18 protein-coding genes are annotated in these 14674 nt (G+C 75.7%); 17 read left to right on the top strand and 1 reads right to left on the bottom strand.

What is annotated here, in order from left to right; translation table 11 throughout:
- Positions 1-128: 128 nt before the first annotated feature.
- The 10 genes from pnuC (at position 129) to hisF (ending at position 7974) form a co-directional block, all read left to right on the top strand.
- A complete protein-coding gene (gene pnuC / locus NJC10_RS04475; RefSeq protein ID WP_319074844.1) occupies positions 129-788 on the top strand; it encodes a nicotinamide riboside transporter PnuC in 660 nt (219 codons plus the stop codon).
- The gene (gene ribD / locus NJC10_RS04470) at positions 785-1882 is read left to right on the top strand and encodes a bifunctional diaminohydroxyphosphoribosylaminopyrimidine deaminase/5-amino-6-(5-phosphoribosylamino)uracil reductase RibD (protein WP_319074843.1); all 1098 of its coding nucleotides are present in this window, start codon (positions 785-787) and stop codon (positions 1880-1882) included. The genes pnuC and ribD overlap by 4 nt, the downstream gene beginning before the upstream one ends.
- Positions 1883-1939: 57 nt before the next feature.
- A complete protein-coding gene (locus NJC10_RS04465) occupies positions 1940-2593 on the top strand; it encodes a riboflavin synthase (protein WP_319074842.1) in 654 nt (217 codons plus the stop codon).
- Positions 2586-3887, top strand: coding sequence for a 3,4-dihydroxy-2-butanone-4-phosphate synthase (gene ribB / locus NJC10_RS04460; RefSeq protein ID WP_319074841.1), 1302 nt, complete (start codon positions 2586-2588; stop codon positions 3885-3887). The genes NJC10_RS04465 and ribB overlap by 8 nt, the downstream gene beginning before the upstream one ends.
- The gene (gene ribH / locus NJC10_RS04455) at positions 3884-4378 is read left to right on the top strand and encodes a 6,7-dimethyl-8-ribityllumazine synthase (RefSeq protein ID WP_319074840.1); all 495 of its coding nucleotides are present in this window, start codon (positions 3884-3886) and stop codon (positions 4376-4378) included. The genes ribB and ribH overlap by 4 nt, the downstream gene beginning before the upstream one ends.
- Before the next feature lie 95 nt (positions 4379-4473).
- Complete coding sequence (locus NJC10_RS04450) at positions 4474-5499, top strand: hypothetical protein (protein WP_319074838.1); 1026 nt, start codon at positions 4474-4476, stop codon at positions 5497-5499.
- A complete protein-coding gene (locus NJC10_RS11240; RefSeq protein ID WP_413466387.1) occupies positions 5466-5969 on the top strand; it encodes a hypothetical protein in 504 nt (167 codons plus the stop codon). Before NJC10_RS04450 ends, NJC10_RS11240 begins: the two co-directional genes overlap by 34 nt.
- Positions 5970-5974: 5 nt before the next feature.
- Positions 5975-6238 carry a phosphoribosyl-ATP diphosphatase gene (locus NJC10_RS04445; protein ID WP_248116922.1) on the top strand — a complete coding sequence of 88 codons (264 nt, stop codon included), beginning with the start codon at positions 5975-5977 and terminating at the stop codon, positions 6236-6238.
- Between the two features lie 64 nt (positions 6239-6302).
- A complete protein-coding gene (gene hisG / locus NJC10_RS04440; RefSeq protein WP_298986245.1) occupies positions 6303-7151 on the top strand; it encodes an ATP phosphoribosyltransferase in 849 nt (282 codons plus the stop codon).
- A 52-nt stretch (positions 7152-7203) separates the two neighbouring features.
- Complete coding sequence (hisF, locus tag NJC10_RS04435) at positions 7204-7974, top strand: imidazole glycerol phosphate synthase subunit HisF (protein ID WP_319074833.1); 771 nt, start codon at positions 7204-7206, stop codon at positions 7972-7974.
- 24 nt (positions 7975-7998) lie between these two features.
- Here the strand turns inward: hisF and NJC10_RS04430 are convergent, their stop codons facing one another.
- Entirely contained in the window at positions 7999-8736 is a 738-nt protein-coding gene (locus NJC10_RS04430) for a TIGR03085 family metal-binding protein (RefSeq protein WP_319074831.1), read from the bottom strand.
- A gap of 39 nt (positions 8737-8775) precedes the next feature.
- On the opposite strand from NJC10_RS04430, the gene hisI reads away from it, so the two are divergent.
- The 7 genes from hisI to trpA all read left to right on the top strand — a co-directional run bounded on the left by hisI (position 8776) and on the right by trpA (position 14672).
- A complete protein-coding gene (gene hisI / locus NJC10_RS04425) occupies positions 8776-9153 on the top strand; it encodes a phosphoribosyl-AMP cyclohydrolase (RefSeq protein ID WP_248116931.1) in 378 nt (125 codons plus the stop codon).
- Positions 9150-10712 carry a chorismate-binding protein gene (locus NJC10_RS04420; protein ID WP_319074829.1) on the top strand — a complete coding sequence of 521 codons (1563 nt, stop codon included), beginning with the start codon at positions 9150-9152 and terminating at the stop codon, positions 10710-10712. The genes hisI and NJC10_RS04420 overlap by 4 nt, the downstream gene beginning before the upstream one ends.
- Positions 10712-11290 carry a Trp biosynthesis-associated membrane protein gene (locus NJC10_RS04415; protein ID WP_319074827.1) on the top strand — a complete coding sequence of 193 codons (579 nt, stop codon included), beginning with the start codon at positions 10712-10714 and terminating at the stop codon, positions 11288-11290. Before NJC10_RS04420 ends, NJC10_RS04415 begins: the two co-directional genes overlap by 1 nt.
- A 63-nt stretch (positions 11291-11353) precedes the next feature.
- A complete protein-coding gene (locus NJC10_RS04410) occupies positions 11354-11701 on the top strand; it encodes an HGxxPAAW family protein (RefSeq protein WP_319074825.1) in 348 nt (115 codons plus the stop codon).
- A gap of 10 nt (positions 11702-11711) precedes the next feature.
- On the top strand, positions 11712-12518 hold the full coding sequence (gene trpC / locus NJC10_RS04405) for an indole-3-glycerol phosphate synthase TrpC (protein ID WP_248116937.1): 807 nt from the start codon (positions 11712-11714) through the stop codon (positions 12516-12518).
- 28 nt (positions 12519-12546) lie between these two features.
- Positions 12547-13872 carry a tryptophan synthase subunit beta gene (gene trpB / locus NJC10_RS04400; protein ID WP_248116938.1) on the top strand — a complete coding sequence of 442 codons (1326 nt, stop codon included), beginning with the start codon at positions 12547-12549 and terminating at the stop codon, positions 13870-13872.
- Positions 13869-14672: a tryptophan synthase subunit alpha gene (gene trpA, locus NJC10_RS04395; protein ID WP_248116939.1), complete on the top strand. Its 804-nt coding sequence runs from the start codon at positions 13869-13871 to the stop codon at positions 14670-14672. The genes trpB and trpA overlap by 4 nt, the downstream gene beginning before the upstream one ends.
- Positions 14673-14674 lie beyond the last annotated feature (2 nt).

Here is a 14674-nt window from a genome sequence, read left to right as displayed (position 1 = left end):
GAATTCCGGTGCCGACCGTACAGTCGGGATGGGAGAGGCACGCGGCCGTGCCGTCCCGCGCGCTGACGCGGGAGGGCTGCGGAGCGCACCCCTCGGAGTCCCGAACCGAGGAGGTGGCGTCAGCCCCCATGCAGTGGCTCGTGGACGTCTTCACCTGGACCATCCCCGTCGCCGGCGGCGGCCTCCTGATGCGGGAGGTGATCGGCAACCTCTTCGGGCTGGCCTCCGCGCTCGGCGGCATGGCCCGCAAGGTCTGGGCATGGCCCGTCGGGATCATCGGCAACGCGCTCCTGCTCACGGTGTTCCTCGCCTCCCTCTTCGGCGGCGCCGACCACGCGACGCTCCTCGGCCAGGCCGGCCGCCAGGTCATGTTCATCGCGGTCTCCGTGTACGGCTGGGCCCGCTGGCGGGCCGCGAGCCGCGGCCGCGGCGACCACGCCCCCGCGATCACCCCCGAGTGGGCCGGCCGGGGCGGGCGGACGCTCCTCGTGCTGGGCATGCTGATCGGCACCCTCGCCCTCACCCCGGTGTTCCGCGCCCTCGGCTCGTGGGAGCCGGTGTGGGCGGACGCCTGGACCTTCGTCGGCTCCCTGCTCGCCACGTACGGCATGGCCCGCGGCTGGGTGGAGTTCTGGCTCGTGTGGGTGGCCGTCGACGTCGTCGGCGTCCCCCTGCTGTGGAGCAGCGGCTACTACGCCTCCGCGGTGATGTACGCGTTCTACGGGGTCTTCACCCTGATCGGCTTCTTCGTGTGGCTGCGCGCCAAGGACCGGGAGGGCACGCGATGAGCACCCCCTCGGGGAGCACCCCCATGGACCTCGCCGCCGCCGCGGCCCTGCGCGGCGTGCGCGGCGCCAACCCGCTCGTGGGCGCCGTCCTGACCGCCCCCGACGGCGCCGTGCTCGCCGTCGGTCACCACCGCGGCCGCGGCACGGCCCACGCCGAGGTGGACGCGATCGAGCGGTGGGAGGCGGCGCGGGCCGCGGACCCCGGGCTCGCCGCCCTCGACACAGCGGCGTTCGACCCCGCCGACCTCACGCTCCACGTGACCCTCGAGCCCTGCGACCACACCGGCACTACGGGCCCGTGCTCGGAGGCCGTCCTCCGCGCGGGCTTCGGCGCCCTGCGCTACGCCGTCGCCGACCCCACGGGTGACGACGGCGGGGGCGCCGCCCGCCTGTCCCGCCACGGGGTGCGCGTGGAGGGCCCGACGGGGGAGGCGGCCGCCGTCGCCCTCACGGCGCGCTGGCGGGCCGTGCGCGCCGCGGGACGCCCCTGGGTGACGGCGCACCTGGCCCAGTCCCTCGACGGGAACGCCGCCGCCGCCGACGGGACGAGCCGCTGGATCACGGGGGAGGCCTCCCGCCACCACGCCCACGAGGTGCGCGCCCGCGTGGACGCGATCGTGGTGGGCACGGGCACCGTCCTCGCCGACGACCCGCGCCTCACCGCCCGGGCCGCCGACGGCGCCGCGGCCGCGCGCCAGCCCGTCCCCGTGGTCCAGGGCCGCCGTCGGATCCCCGCCGACGCCGCGCTGCACGCCGCGCACCCCGTCGTGCTGCAGACGGGAGAGCGCGACCCCCACGACGTGCTCGCGGCGATCGCCGCCCACCCCGGGCCGTGGCCCCACGGCCGCCGCGCCGAGCACGTCCTCGTCGAGGGGGGCCCGCACGTCCTCGGCGCGTGGTTCTCCGCCGGCCTCGTGGACGAGGTCATGGCGTACACGGCGCCGCTGCTCCTGGGCGCGGGGCTGCCCGCCGTCGCCGGTCTGGATGTCGGCACGCTCGCCGACGGGATCCGCCTCGTCCCCGACCCCGCCGAGGGCGGCCCTGTGAAGGCCCTCGGCGAGGACGTCTGGACGCACCTCATGCCCGCACCCTGACCCGGGCCACCGCCCCCCCCCCTGCTGCCCCCTCGCCCCCACGACCAAAGGATCCGCATGTTCACCGGGATCATCACCCACCTCGGCACGGTGCGCGCCGTCGAGCCGCGCCCCGAGCAGGACACGCTCACGCTCGTCCTGGACGCCGGCGGCGCCCTCGACGGGCTCCCCGCGGGCGGCTCGCTCGCCGTCGACGGCGTGTGCCTCACCGCCCTCCGCTCCGGGGAGGAGTCCGACGCGCTCTTCCGCGCCGACCTCATGGGGCAGACCCTCGCGATGACGAGCCTCGGGGACCGCGTCCCCGGGGACCGCGTCAACCTCGAGCGCTGCCTGCGCCCCACGGACCACCTCGACGGGCACCTCGTGCTCGGCCACGTCGACGGCGTCGGGGTGGTCCTCTCCGTCACGCCCCAGGGCGCGTGGACCACGATCCGCATCGGCCTGCCCGCCTCGCTCGCGCGCTACGTCCCCGCCCAGGGCTCGATCGCCCTGCAGGGCGTCTCCCTCACCGTCACCGCGGTTTCCGAGCCCGGGGACGCCGAGCACTGGTTCGAGGTCGGGATCATCCCCGCCACCCTGCGGGCCACCACCCTCGGCGGGCTCGCCCCGGGGGACCGCGTCAACCTCGAGACGGACGTGATGGCCCGCTACGCCGAGCGCCTCGCCCTGATTCCCGCCACCCGCGCCGCCGAGGAGGACGCCCATGAGTGAGCACGGGAGTGAGCACATCCGCCTGGACGCCATTCCCGACGCCGTCGCCGCGATCGCCGCCGGACGTCCCGTCGTCGTCGTGGACGATGCGGACCGCGAGAACGAGGGCGACCTCATCTACGCCGCGGCCCTCGCCACCGACGCCGTCACCGCGTTCACCGTGCGGCACACCTCCGGCGTGATCTGCGCGCCGCTCCCGGGGGCCCTCGCGGACCGCCTCGAGCTGCCGCCCATGACCACCGTGAACGAGGACCCCAAGGGGACCGCGTACACCGTGAGCGTCGACGCCGTCGCGGGGACCACCACCGGCATCAGTGCCGCCGACCGCACCCGCACCCTGCGCGTGCTCGCCGGCGCGGACAGCGACCCGGCCGACCTCACCCGCCCCGGGCACGTCTTCCCGCTGCGCGCCGTCCCCGGGGGCGTGCGCGCCCGCCGCGGCCACACCGAGGCCGGCGTCGAGCTGTGCGCGCTCGCGGACCTGCCCCCGGTGGCCGCGATCGCCGAGCTCGTCCACGACGACGGCACGATGATGCGCCTGCCCGCCCTGCGCGCGTTCGCCGACGAGCACGGCCTCGTGCTCGTCTCCATCGCGGACCTCGCGGCGCATCTCGAGACGGAGAGCCCGCTGCCGGCCGACGTCGCCCCCGAGGCCACCCTGCCCACCCGCCACGGCGTCTTCCGCGTCAGCGTGCACCCCGACCCGCAGACGGGGGCGGAGCACGTGCTGCTCCTGGCCGACCCCGTGCCGGCGCCGGAGGACCCGCTCACGGTGCGCGTGCACTCCGAGTGCCTCACCGGCGACGTCTTCGGCTCCCTGCGCTGCGACTGCGGGCCGCAGCTCGAGGACGCCCTGGCGCACGCCGCAGCCGAGGGCGGCGCGGTGCTCTACCTGCGCGGCCACGAGGGGCGCGGGATCGGCCTGGCCTCCAAGATCCGCGCCTACCGCCTCCAGGAGGAGGGCCTGGACACCGTGGAGGCCAACCTCGCGCTCGGCCTGCCGGGGGAGGCGCGTGACTACGCCGGCGCCGCCCGGGTGCTGATCGAGTCCGGGCACCCGCGGGTGCGCCTCGTGACGAACAACCCCGCCAAGGTCGCGGGCCTGCGGGCCGGCGGGGTCGAGGTGGTGGAGCGCGTGCCCGCCCCGACGCCCGTCACCGAGCACAACGCCGCGTACCTGCGCACCAAGCGCGACCGCATGGCCCATGCCCTCGCGGACCGTGACCTCGGCGAACCGGCCCCCACGCCGACCCCCATGCACCCCACCCCGAGCCCCCAGGAGGAGACCGCATGAGCGGCCACGGAGCACCCCAGACCACCCTGTCCGCCCTGTCCGAGGCCGACCGCGCCACGGCCGCCGGGCTGCGCGCCGTGATCGTCGCCGCGCAGTGGCACACCGAGATCATGGACGGCCTCATCGCCGGCGCCCGCGCCGCCGCCGCGGAGATCGGCCTGGAACCGGCCCTCGTCCGCGTGCCCGGCACCGTCGAGCTGACCGTGGCGGCCGCCCGCCTGGCCGCGGACCACGACGTCGTGGTCGTGCTCGGCGTCGTGGTGCGCGGCGGCACCCCGCACTTCGAGTACGTGTGCCAGTCCGTGACCCAGGGCGTCACCGAGGTCTCCGTGCGCACCGGAGTGCCCGTCGGCTTCGGCGTCCTCACCGTGGACACCGAGGAGCAGGCCCGCGACCGCGCCGGGCTGCCCGGTTCGCGCGAGGACAAGGGCCGCGAGGCGCTCGAGGCCGCCGTGCTCACCGAGCTGGCGCTGCGCGGCGCCGGGGCCTGAGGCCGGCCCGGCCGGCCGACGAGGGAGCCGCGCGCACGCCGCCCCCGGAGGCCGGCCTCCTCGGGGCCCTGCTCCTGGCGGCCTCCCTGGTGGTGATGCTCGCCGTCGGAATCCATGCCGCCGGGCTCGGGCCGGACCCAGCGTTCCTCTGGGAATGCGACGACACCGGGCAGTGCGAGGATCTGTGGGCCGAGGCGCGCGAGCACGACCCCGTGGTCACGCTCCTCGCCGCCGCAGCGGCCGTCACGGGGTGGTTCCTGGCCGCGGAGGGTCGGCGTGCGGAGACGGAGACCGGCGACGCCCCGACCCCCGGCGGTCCCACCCCGCAGCGTCGGGGTGTCGACGTCCCCGTCGTGCTCCTGGGCTTCGTCGGCGGCGTGATCCTCGCGGTCTCGTTGCGGATCGGACCGGCCCTCACCGGGACCAGCGCCGGGGGACCACCAGGGAGGGACGGCCTCCTCATCGCGGCGCTCACGGGCGCCGTCGTGTCGATCCTCGTCCTCCTCGTCACCCCACGGCATGCCCCGGGGCGGCTGTGGGTGGCGGCGGTCCCGGTGATCGACCTCCTCGCGCTGCCCCTCCTCCTCCTGGCGCTCGGCCGGTCCCTCCACCTCGCGGCGGCGGTGACGGCGCTCGCGGCCGTGATCGCCGCGCTGATCGGCCGCACCTACCTCGAGGCGCACGGGCGCACGCCCCGGGATGCCCACCGCATCGCCGGTCTTGTCGCCCTGGCCCACATGGCGACCGTGCTGCTCGCCGTCCCGCTGGCCGCCGTGACGGTCGGCCTGGGACCGCTGGTCTTCGTCGTGGCCCTCCTTCCGCCCCTGCTCCACGGTCTGTGGTTCACGACTCTGGGGCGAGGCGGAGTCGACCGCGCGCCCGCGGCCCCCTGCTGCGGTCCGCCGGCACGGCGACGGGCCAGGCCGGCCGTCGTCCTGCCGGCTGCCGCGGCCATCGTCCTCATGGCCGCCTGGGCCGCCTGGCCGGTGCCCGCACCCCCGGCCGACGCCACACCGCAGGCCCGGCCGGCACGCCATCCTGCGGCTCAGAGCAGCTCGCACTCACGGTCGGCGGATTCGACTCCGCGATGGGCACGTCCTCGGCGGGGATCACGGCCGTGAACACGTCGGACGCCGCCTGCGCCCTGCGGGGCCGCCCGGACGTGGAGATCGTGCAGGGCGGCGACCCGATCGGCCTGCGCCTCGCACCGATGGACGCCCGGACCCTGACGCCCCCCCGGAGCAGGCGGCCCGGGAGGACCCCGATCTCGGCGTGGTCCTGGAGCCCGGGCAGCAGGCCGTGGCCGGGCTCCTGTGGCCGGGCTACCGCACTCTGGCCGACGGGAGGACTCCGCAGGCCGTCCGGGTCGGACTCGCCCCGGGAGACGCCGCGCTCCGGGCCCCCATCGGCGTGTCCGACGAGCCGGGAGGGAGTCCGGGCCCGGCACCCTTCGACCTCCAGGACGGCGTGCCGGGCGGAGCGGAGCTGCGCGTCGGACCGTGGACGTCACGCCGATAGGGCACGCCGGACGGTGCTGCCGCGTCACACGAGGACGACGACGGCGCGCCGCACCGGGGTGCCGCTAGGGTGACGGCCGTGAAGACCTTCGAAGAGCTGTTCGCCGAGCTGACCCGCACCGTGGCCGAGCGCCCTGAGGGCTCCCACACGGTCGCCCGCGTGGACGCCGGCGTCCACGCCATCGGCAAGAAGGTCGTCGAGGAGGCCGCCGAGGTCTGGATGGCGTGCGAGCACGAGTCCGACGACGCGGCGGCCATGGAGATCTCGCAGCTGCTCTACCACCTGCAGACGATGATGATCGCCAAGGGCCTCACCCTCGAGGACGTCTACCGCCACCTCTGAGCGGGACCGCGCGACGACCTCGCGCGTCCCCGCCGCCCGCCTGAACCCCCCACGAGGAGAGACCGTGCTGCGCATCGCCGTCCCCAACAAGGGCGCCCTGTCCGAGGCCGCCCGCGAGATCCTGCTGGAGGCCGGCTACCGCCAGCGGCGCGACTCCCGGGAGCTCGTGCTCGTCGACCCGGAGAACCAGGTGGAGTTCTTCTACCTGCGGCCGCGCGACATCGCGGTGTACGTCGGCCAGGGCACCCTCGACGTCGGCCTGACCGGCCGAGACCTGTTCTGCGACGCGCAGGTGGGAGACACCGCCGAGGAGGTCATGGCGCTCGGCTTCGGGAGGTCCGTGTTCCGCCTGGCCGCGCCGGTCGGCGCGTTCAGCGCGGCCGGCGAGCTCTCGGGCAGGCGCATCGCCACGAGCTACGACGGCCTGCTCACGGCGTACCTCGAGCGGACCGGCCTGGACGCCACCGTCGTCCACCTCGACGGCGCCGTCGAGTCCTCCGTGAAGCTCGGCGTGGCGGACGCGATCGCCGACGTCGTGGAGACCGGCAACACCCTGCGTGCCGCGGGCATGGAGGTCTTCGGCGAGCCGATCCTCGACTCCGAGGCGATCATGATCGGCCGCCGGGGCGCCCAGCCCGAGGGCCTCGACGTGCTGCTGCGCCGCCTCAACGGCGTCCTCGTGGCCCGCCGCTGGGTGATGATCGACTACGACATCCGCCGCGAGCTCCTGGACCGCGCCACCGCGGTCACGCCGGGACTGGAGTCCCCGACCGTCTCCCCGCTGCGCGACGAGTCGATGGTGGCCGTGCGCTCCATGGTGCTCAAGGGCGACGCCAACCGCGTCATGGACGAGCTGTACGACCTCGGAGCCCGCGGCATCCTCATCTCCGCCATCCACGCCATCCGCCTCTGACCCCCTCGGACCACACGGTCCGCACCCCCGTCGGCCTCGAAGGAGCCCCGCCATGACCGTCGCCGTCCGCGTCATCCCCTGCCTCGACGTCGACGCCGGGCGGGTGGTCAAGGGCGTCAACTTCGAGGACCTGCGCGACGCGGGCGACCCGGTCGAGCTCGCCCGCCGCTACAACGCCGCGGGGGCGGACGAGCTCACGTTCCTCGACGTCACCGCCTCCACCGCGGACCGCGCCACCACGTACGACGTCGTCACCCGCACGGCGGAGGAGGTCTTCATCCCGCTTACGGTGGGGGGCGGCGTCCGGACCGTGGACGACGTCGACCGCCTCCTGCGCACCGGTGCGGACAAGGCCTCGGTGAACACCGCCGCCGTCGCCCGCCCTGCGCTCATCACGGAGATCACCCGGCGCTTCGGCTCCCAGGTGCTCGTGCTCTCCCTCGACGCGCGGCGCACGCAGGACCCCGCGTGTGCGTCCGGCTATGAGGTCACCACCTACGGCGGGCGCACGGGCACCGGCATCGACGCGGTGCAGTGGTGCCGGGAGGCGTCCGAGCGCGGCGTGGGGGAGATCCTGCTGAACTCGATCGACGCGGACGGGACGCGGGCCGGCTTCGACCTCGAGATGATCCGCGACGTCCGGGCCGTGACCCGTGTGCCGCTGATCGCCTCGGGCGGCGCGGGGGAGCCCGCCCACTTCCCGGAGGCGGTGGCCGCGGGGGCGGACGCGGTGCTGGCCGCGTCCCTGTTCCACTTCGGCCCGGACGACATGCTCGCCCGCGTCAAGGACGCGCTGCGCGCCGCGGGGCACGTCGTCCGCTGAGGGGCACGGACCACCCCGCGCGGCTCAGGCCGCGCCGGTGACGCGGTCCGTGGTCACGAGCGCGGCGCGGCGTCGCCCGTGCGCGTGCAGGACGAGCTCGCCGGCGGCCCCCGTGACGCGCACGCTCACGCCGTCCTCGCCGGGCCGGCGCGCGACGATGGGCGCGTTGTCCACGCGCGAGGCGGGCCGGGGCCGGCGGGCGAGCACGATCCCGGTCTCGGCCCCGCGGTAGAGGAGCCGCGCGCGACCGCGCAGGCGGGTGTAGAGCGTGTCCGCGTAGGCGTCGGCGAGGATGCGCGGGGCCCAGCGCTCCTGCGCACGCCGCACGTCCTCGGTGTGCACGAAGAACTCGAGCAGCTGCACCTGGCCGGCCACGTGCCGTCCCGGGGCGGTCCGGCGGGCGGCCGCGGCCAGCCCCCGCAGCCGGGCCGCGACGCGGGGACCCTCGCCGTGCGCGCGCAGGGGTCCGCGCGCCACCAGCGCGACGAGCTCGGCGTAGCCCTCCTCGGAGGCGTGGGCGTCGCCGAGCTCCTGCGTGAGCTGGGCGAGCCGACGGCGGGCGACCCCGGGCAGGACGATCCCGGCGGCCGAGGGGGAGGTCTCGCGCAGGTGCACGTGGGCCGCCAGGCGCTCCGTGCGCCAGCCCTCACACAGCGTGGGCGCCCCCGGGCCCGCGGCGAGCAGCGCCTCCACCAGCGCGGCGCGCGAGGCCACCGCGAAGTCGGTGGCGGTGCGCTGCGCGGCGGCGGGGGTCTCGGCCATGGCCTCCACGCTACACGCGGCTCCCTAGAATGGACCTCCATGAGCACCCCCCAGACCGCCGGCCTCCCGGAGTCCCTGACCTTCGACGACCGGGGCCTCATCCCGGCCATCGCGCAGCAGCACGACACGGGCGAGGTGCTCATGATGGCGTGGATGGACGAGGAGTCCCTGCGCCTCACCCTCGAGTCCGGATGGGCCACCTACTGGTCCCGGTCCCGCGGGAGGCTGTGGCGCAAGGGCGAGAGCTCGGGCCACCGACAGCGCGTCCTCGCCGTCAGCGCGGACTGCGACGGCGACACGCTCCTGCTGCGCGTCGACCAGACCGGGCCCGCGTGCCACACCGGCACCGCCAGCTGCTTCACCGACCGCCGGATCGCGGACCTGACGGGCCGCACCCCCGAGGAGGACGCCCGATGACCCGCCCCCACGCCTCCGACGCCACCCCCGACCGCGCCGAGTTCCTGCGCCTGGCGGACACCGCGCGCGTGATCCCCGTGGTGCGCACCGTGCTCGCCGACGGCCTCACGCCCCTGGCCATCCACCGCCGCCTCGCCGCATCGCGTCCGGGCACCTTCCTCATGGAGTCCGCGTCCCAGGGCGCCGCGTGGTCCCGCTACAGCTTCATCGGCGCCGGCTCCGCGGCCACCCTCACGGCGCGCGACGGCGAGGCCCACTGGCAGGGCACGCCCCCCGAGGGGCTGCGCCGCGAGGGCCCGGCCCTCGAGGTCCTCGCCGACTCCCTGCGCCTGCTGCGCACGGACGTCCGGGACCGGGTGGGGGTGTCGCTGCCGCACCTGGTCTCGGGGCTCGTCGGCTTCCTGGGCTGGAACACGGTGCGCTCGTGGGAGCACCTGCCGCACCCGCCCGAGGACCACCTGCGCCTGCCCGACCTCGCCATGAACCTCGTCACGGACCTGGCCGTGCACGACGCGGTGGACGGCACCGTCACCCTCATCGCGAACGCGATCAACGGCAACGGCCTCGCCACCGGGGCCGAGCAGGCCCACGACGACGCCCTCGAGCGGCTGGACGCCATGGTCGAGCGGCTCCGCACGCCCGTGCCCGAGCCCGTGAGCGCCGTCTCCCGCCGCTGGCTGGACGCGTCCGCGGAGGACGTGGCGGCGCAGGCCGAGGACCGCTGGGGGGCCGAGGGCTTCCGAGCCGCCGTCGGGAAGGCCCAGCAGGCCATCCGGGACGGCGAGGTCTTCCAGGCGGTGCTCTCCCGCCGCCTCTCCGTGACCACGGACGTGAGCGGGGAGGACGTGTACCGCGTGCTGCGCACGGTCAACCCGAGCCCGTACATGTACCTCTTCTCCTTCGAGACGCCCGAGGGGGAGCCGTACGAGATCGTCGGCTCCTCGCCCGAGGCCCTCGTCACCGTCCAGGACCGGCGCGTCGTCACGCACCCGATCGCCGGCTCGCGCCGCCGCGGGGCGAGCGCCCAGGAGGACGCGCGCCTCGGCGAGGACCTGCTCCACGACCAGAAGGAGCGCGCCGAGCACCTCATGCTCGTGGACCTCTCCCGCAACGACCTCTCCCGCGTGTGCGAGGCCGGTTCCGTGGCGGTCACCCAGTTCATGGGCCTGGAGGCGTTCAGCCACATCCTGCACCTGGTCTCCCACGTGGAGGGGCGCCTGCGCGACGACGTCGACGCCCTCCAGGTGCTGCGGGCCGCCTTCCCGGCCGGCACCCTCTCCGGAGCCCCCAAGCCGCGCGCACTCCAGCTGTTGGACGAGTGGGAGCCCACCGAGCGCGGGCCGTACGGCGGCGTCGTCGGCTACTTCGACCTCGCCGGCAACATGGACATGGCCATCAACATCCGGTCCGTGACCCTGCACCGCGGACAGGCCCACGTGCAGGCCGGCGCCGGGATCGTGGCGGACTCGGACCCGCGGGCCGAGGCCGCCGAGACGGTGACCAAGGCCACCGCCCCGCTGCGTGCGGTGCTCGCGGCCGCCGAGCTGGAGGAGGCGTGATGCGCCGCCGCACGGCGGTGCTCCTCGCCCTCGCCTCCGGCGCGCTGGTCCTCGCGACCGCGGGGCAGACCTGGGTCGAGGCGTCGGGCCTGACGGGTGGGACGGCCGACCACGCGCGGGCCGTGGGCGCCTCCGCGGCGCCCGTGGCGACCGCGATGGCCGTCGTCGTGATGGCCGGGGCGCTCGCCCTGACCACGGCCCGCCGGGTCGGCGCCGTCGTCGTGGGCCTCCTGACGGTGCTGGCCGGCGTGGTCATCGCCTCGACCGCCGTCTTCGCCGCCCTGGACCCGGTGGCGACGGCGACCCCGGCCGTCGCCGCCGTCACGGGCACCACCGCTGACGCCGCCTCCTACGCCGTGACCGTGTGGCCGTGGGTGTGCGCGGCGGCCGGCGTCCTGGCCGCCCTCACGGGGGCGGCCGCCCTGGCCTCGGCCCGCTCGTGGCGCTCCGCCCGCCGCTACGAGGCGGCCGCCGGCACTCCCGCCGGCGCCCCCGCGGGCGCGACGGCCGCACCCGCCGCGACGGTGGACGAGATGGACGCGTGGGACGACCTCTCGCGCGGTCACGACCCGACCTGAGCGGCGTCCCGTGGCACAATGAGGGGCAGTCGTCATGCACACCACGTCGAGTGAGGGACACCCATGAGCCACACCGAGACCACCACCACCTCCGGTACCCGCCGTCGCGACCTGCGCGAGGAGCGCGTCGCGGACCGCGGCGTCGACGCGGGGGTCGTCGTCACCGAGGACGGCCGCGTGCTGGGCGACCCCACCCACGCGGAGGTCCCGGACCACGGCAACACCCCGGGCGGCTGGATCATGGCCGGTCTCGGCGTGCTCGGCGTCCTCGCCGGCTGCATCGGTGCGCTCACCGACCTGCAGATCCTCATCTGGATCGGCCTCGCCATGCTCGTGATCGGCGGCATCGTGGGCCTCGTGTCGGCCAAGCGCCAGTCGGCCCGGCCCGACTCCGCCCGCCGCGGCCACTGAGGCCCGCTCCGTGAGCGTCCTCGACGACATCGTCGAGGGAGTCCGCGAGGACCTCGCCGAGCGCCGCCGTTCGCTCCCTCAGGAGCGGCTCGCGGAGCTCGTCGCGGCCGCCCCGGCCCCCCTCGACGCGCACGCGGCGCTGACCGGCGGCCGCACCGACCCCGCGGGGATCCACGTGATCTCCGAGGTCAAGCGCGCCAGCCCGTCCAAGGGGCACCTCGCCGACATCCCCGAGCCCGCCGCCCTGGCCTCCGCCTACGAGCGCGGGGGAGCCTCCGCCGTCTCCGTGCTGACCGAGGCCCGACGCTTCGGCGGCAGCCTGGCCGACCTCGACGCCGTGCGCGCCGCCGTCGCCCTGCCCGTCCTGCGCAAGGACTTCACGGTGGAGGAGTACCAGGTCCACGAGGCCCGCGCCCACGGGGCGGACCTCGTGCTCCTCATCGTGGCCGCCCTCGACGACGCACGCCTGCGTAGCCTCCTGCAGCTGACGGAGTCGCTCGGGATGCACGCCCTCGTCGAGGCCCACACCCCCGGGGAGGTCGAGCGCGGCGTGGCCGCCGGCGCCCGGATCCTGGGCGTGAACGTGCGCAACCTGAAGACCCTCGACATCGACCCGGACCGCTACGCGGCCCTGGCCGCCGGGCTCCCCGAGGACGTCGTGCGCGTCGCCGAGTCCGGCGTGGAGTCCGAGGAGCAGATCCGCTCCTACGCTGCCGCCGGCGCCGACGCCGTCCTCGTGGGCGAGGCCCTCGTGCGCCACGGCCACCCCGAGGCGGCGCTGCGCGCGTTCCGCGCCGCCTCCCTCACCGTCCGCTGACCCCCCGACCGAAGGAAGTGGTCCGCCCATGAGCGCGGAGCGATCCAGCACCCAGCCGTCCATCGAGTTCGAGGGCGTGTTCCAGGGCCTGCCGGGCCCGTACTTCGGCCGGTACGGCGGGCAGTGGATGCCCGAGTCCCTCATGGCGGCGCTCAAGGAGGTCACGGAGACCTACGACGTGGCGCGCCGGGACCCGGCGTTCGAGGAGGAGCTGCGCGGCTACTTCCGGGACTACGTCAACCGGCCCTCGCTGCTCACCGAGGTGCCGCGCTTCGCTGCCGAGACCCCGGGCGTGCGCATCTTCCTCAAGCGCGAGGACCTCAACCACACCGGCTCGCACAAGATCAACAACGTGATCGGCCAGGCGCTGCTGGCCCGGCGCATGGGCAAGACCCGCCTGATCGCGGAGACCGGCGCCGGCCAGCACGGCGTGGCCACCGCCACCGCGGCCGCCCTCTTCGGGATGGAGTGCACCGTGTACATGGGGGAGGAGGACACGCGCCGCCAGGCCCTCAACGTGGCCCGCATGCAGATGCTCGGCGCGGAGGTCATCCCCGTGACCATCGGCGCCCGCACCCTGAAGGACGCCATCAACGAGGCGCTGCGCGACTGGGTGGCCTCGGTGGACACCACGCACTACCTGATCGGCACCGTCACCGGCCCGCACCCCTACCCCACCATGGTGCGGTACTTCCACTCCGTGATCGGGGAGGAGGCCCGCGAGCAGGTCCTCGCCCAGACCGGCCGCCTGCCCGACGCCGTCGCGGCGTGCGTGGGCGGCGGATCCAACGCGATGGGCCTCTTCCACGGGTTCCTGGACGACGAGGGCGTGGAGCTGTACGGCTTCGAGGCCGGCGGCGAGGGCCTCGAGTCCGGCCGCCACGCCGCCTCCATCACCCTGGGCCGCACCGGCGTGCTGCACGGCGCCCGCACCTACCTGATGCAGGACGAGGACGGGCAGACCATCGACTCGCACTCGATCTCCGCGGGCCTGGACTACCCCGCCGTGGGCCCCGAGCACGCCTTCCTGCACGACACCGGCCGGGCCGCGTACGAGCCCGTCACCGACGCCGAGTGCATGGCCGCGTTCCAGCGGCTCACCCGCACCGAGGGCATCCTGCCGGCGATCGAGTCCGCCCACGCCCTGGCCGGCGCGCTGCGCCTGGCCCGCCGCTGGGCCGACGAGGGCCTCGTGGGCGCGGACACCGCCGAGGGCGAGGAGCGGATCATCGTGGTCAGCCTCTCCGGCCGCGGCGACAAGGACGTGGCCACGGCCGCGGCCTGGTTCGGCCTCGGGGAGGCGGACGAGCAGAAGGACCCGCTGGACGAGCTGACCCCGGGAGAAGAGCAGTGAGCACAGACGTGACCTCCAAGACCGCCGCCGCGATCGCGGCCGCCCGCGACGCCGGGCGCACCGCCCTCGTGGCCTACCTGCCCGCCGGCTACCCCTCCGTGGCGGACTGCGTGGAGGCCGCCGTCGCCCTCGGGGAGAACGGCGCCGACGTGATCGAGATCGGCCTGCCCTACACCGACCCGGTGATGGACGGCCCCGTCATCCAGCGCGCCACGGCCGCCTCGCTCGCCGCCGGCTTCCGGGTGGCGGACGTGTTCGAGATCGTGCGGCAGGTGACCGCCCGCACCGACGCGGCCGTGCTCGTCATGACGTACTGGAACCTCGTGGACCGGATGGGCGTCGAGGAGTTCGCGGGCCGCCTGGCCGCGGCCGGGGGAGCGGGGCTCATCACGCCCGACCTCGTGCCCGAGGAGGCCGGGGAGTGGTTCGAGGCCTCGGACCGCCACGGCCTGGACCGCGTGTTCCTCACCGCCCCCTCGTCCTCGCCGGAGCGCGTGCGCCTCACGGTGGAGGCCTCGCGCGGATTCGTCTACGCCGTCTCCGTGATGGGCGTCACCGGCGCCCGCGACCAGGTCTCGGACGCGGCCGAGGCGGTCGTCCGGGCCGCCCGCGAGGCCGGTGCCGAGCACGTGTGCGTGGGCCTGGGCGTCTCCCAGGCCGAGCATGTCCGCGAGATCGGGGCGTTCGCGGACGGGGCGATCGTGGGGACCGCGCTGGTGCGCGCCCTCACCGACGGCGGCCCCGAGGCCGTCGCGGCCCTGACGCGCGAGCTGGCCGCCGGCACCGTGCGGGAGGCCTGAGC

It is taken from the genome of Micrococcus sp. M4NT, from assembly GCF_033790745.1.
In the GTDB taxonomy this organism is placed as follows: Bacteria; Actinomycetota; Actinomycetes; order Actinomycetales; family Micrococcaceae; genus Micrococcus.
Note: the sequence above shows the minus strand (reverse complement) of the source record. Positions and strands in the feature narration are given on the sequence as shown.

Coding starts and splice junctions, on each gene's coding strand:
- NJC10_RS04415 (WP_319074827.1), top strand. CDS start 10,712: ATGCGCCGCCGCACGGCGGTGCTCCTCGCCCTCGCCTCCGGCGCGCTG.
- ribH (WP_319074840.1), top strand. CDS start 3,884: ATGAGCGGCCACGGAGCACCCCAGACCACCCTGTCCGCCCTGTCCGAG.
- ribD (WP_319074843.1), top strand. CDS start 785: ATGAGCACCCCCTCGGGGAGCACCCCCATGGACCTCGCCGCCGCCGCG.
- NJC10_RS04430 (WP_319074831.1), bottom strand. CDS start 8,736: ATGGCCGAGACCCCCGCCGCCGCGCAGCGCACCGCCACCGACTTCGCG.
- trpB (WP_248116938.1), top strand. CDS start 12,547: ATGAGCGCGGAGCGATCCAGCACCCAGCCGTCCATCGAGTTCGAGGGC.
- hisF (WP_319074833.1), top strand. CDS start 7,204: ATGACCGTCGCCGTCCGCGTCATCCCCTGCCTCGACGTCGACGCCGGG.
- hisI (WP_248116931.1), top strand. CDS start 8,776: ATGAGCACCCCCCAGACCGCCGGCCTCCCGGAGTCCCTGACCTTCGAC.
- ribB (WP_319074841.1), top strand. CDS start 2,586: ATGAGTGAGCACGGGAGTGAGCACATCCGCCTGGACGCCATTCCCGAC.
- NJC10_RS04410 (WP_319074825.1), top strand. CDS start 11,354: ATGAGCCACACCGAGACCACCACCACCTCCGGTACCCGCCGTCGCGAC.
- NJC10_RS04420 (WP_319074829.1), top strand. CDS start 9,150: ATGACCCGCCCCCACGCCTCCGACGCCACCCCCGACCGCGCCGAGTTC.
- NJC10_RS11240 (WP_413466387.1), top strand. CDS start 5,466: ATGGGCACGTCCTCGGCGGGGATCACGGCCGTGAACACGTCGGACGCC.
- NJC10_RS04465 (WP_319074842.1), top strand. CDS start 1,940: ATGTTCACCGGGATCATCACCCACCTCGGCACGGTGCGCGCCGTCGAG.
- NJC10_RS04450 (WP_319074838.1), top strand. CDS start 4,474: ATGCTCGCCGTCGGAATCCATGCCGCCGGGCTCGGGCCGGACCCAGCG.
- pnuC (WP_319074844.1), top strand. CDS start 129: ATGCAGTGGCTCGTGGACGTCTTCACCTGGACCATCCCCGTCGCCGGC.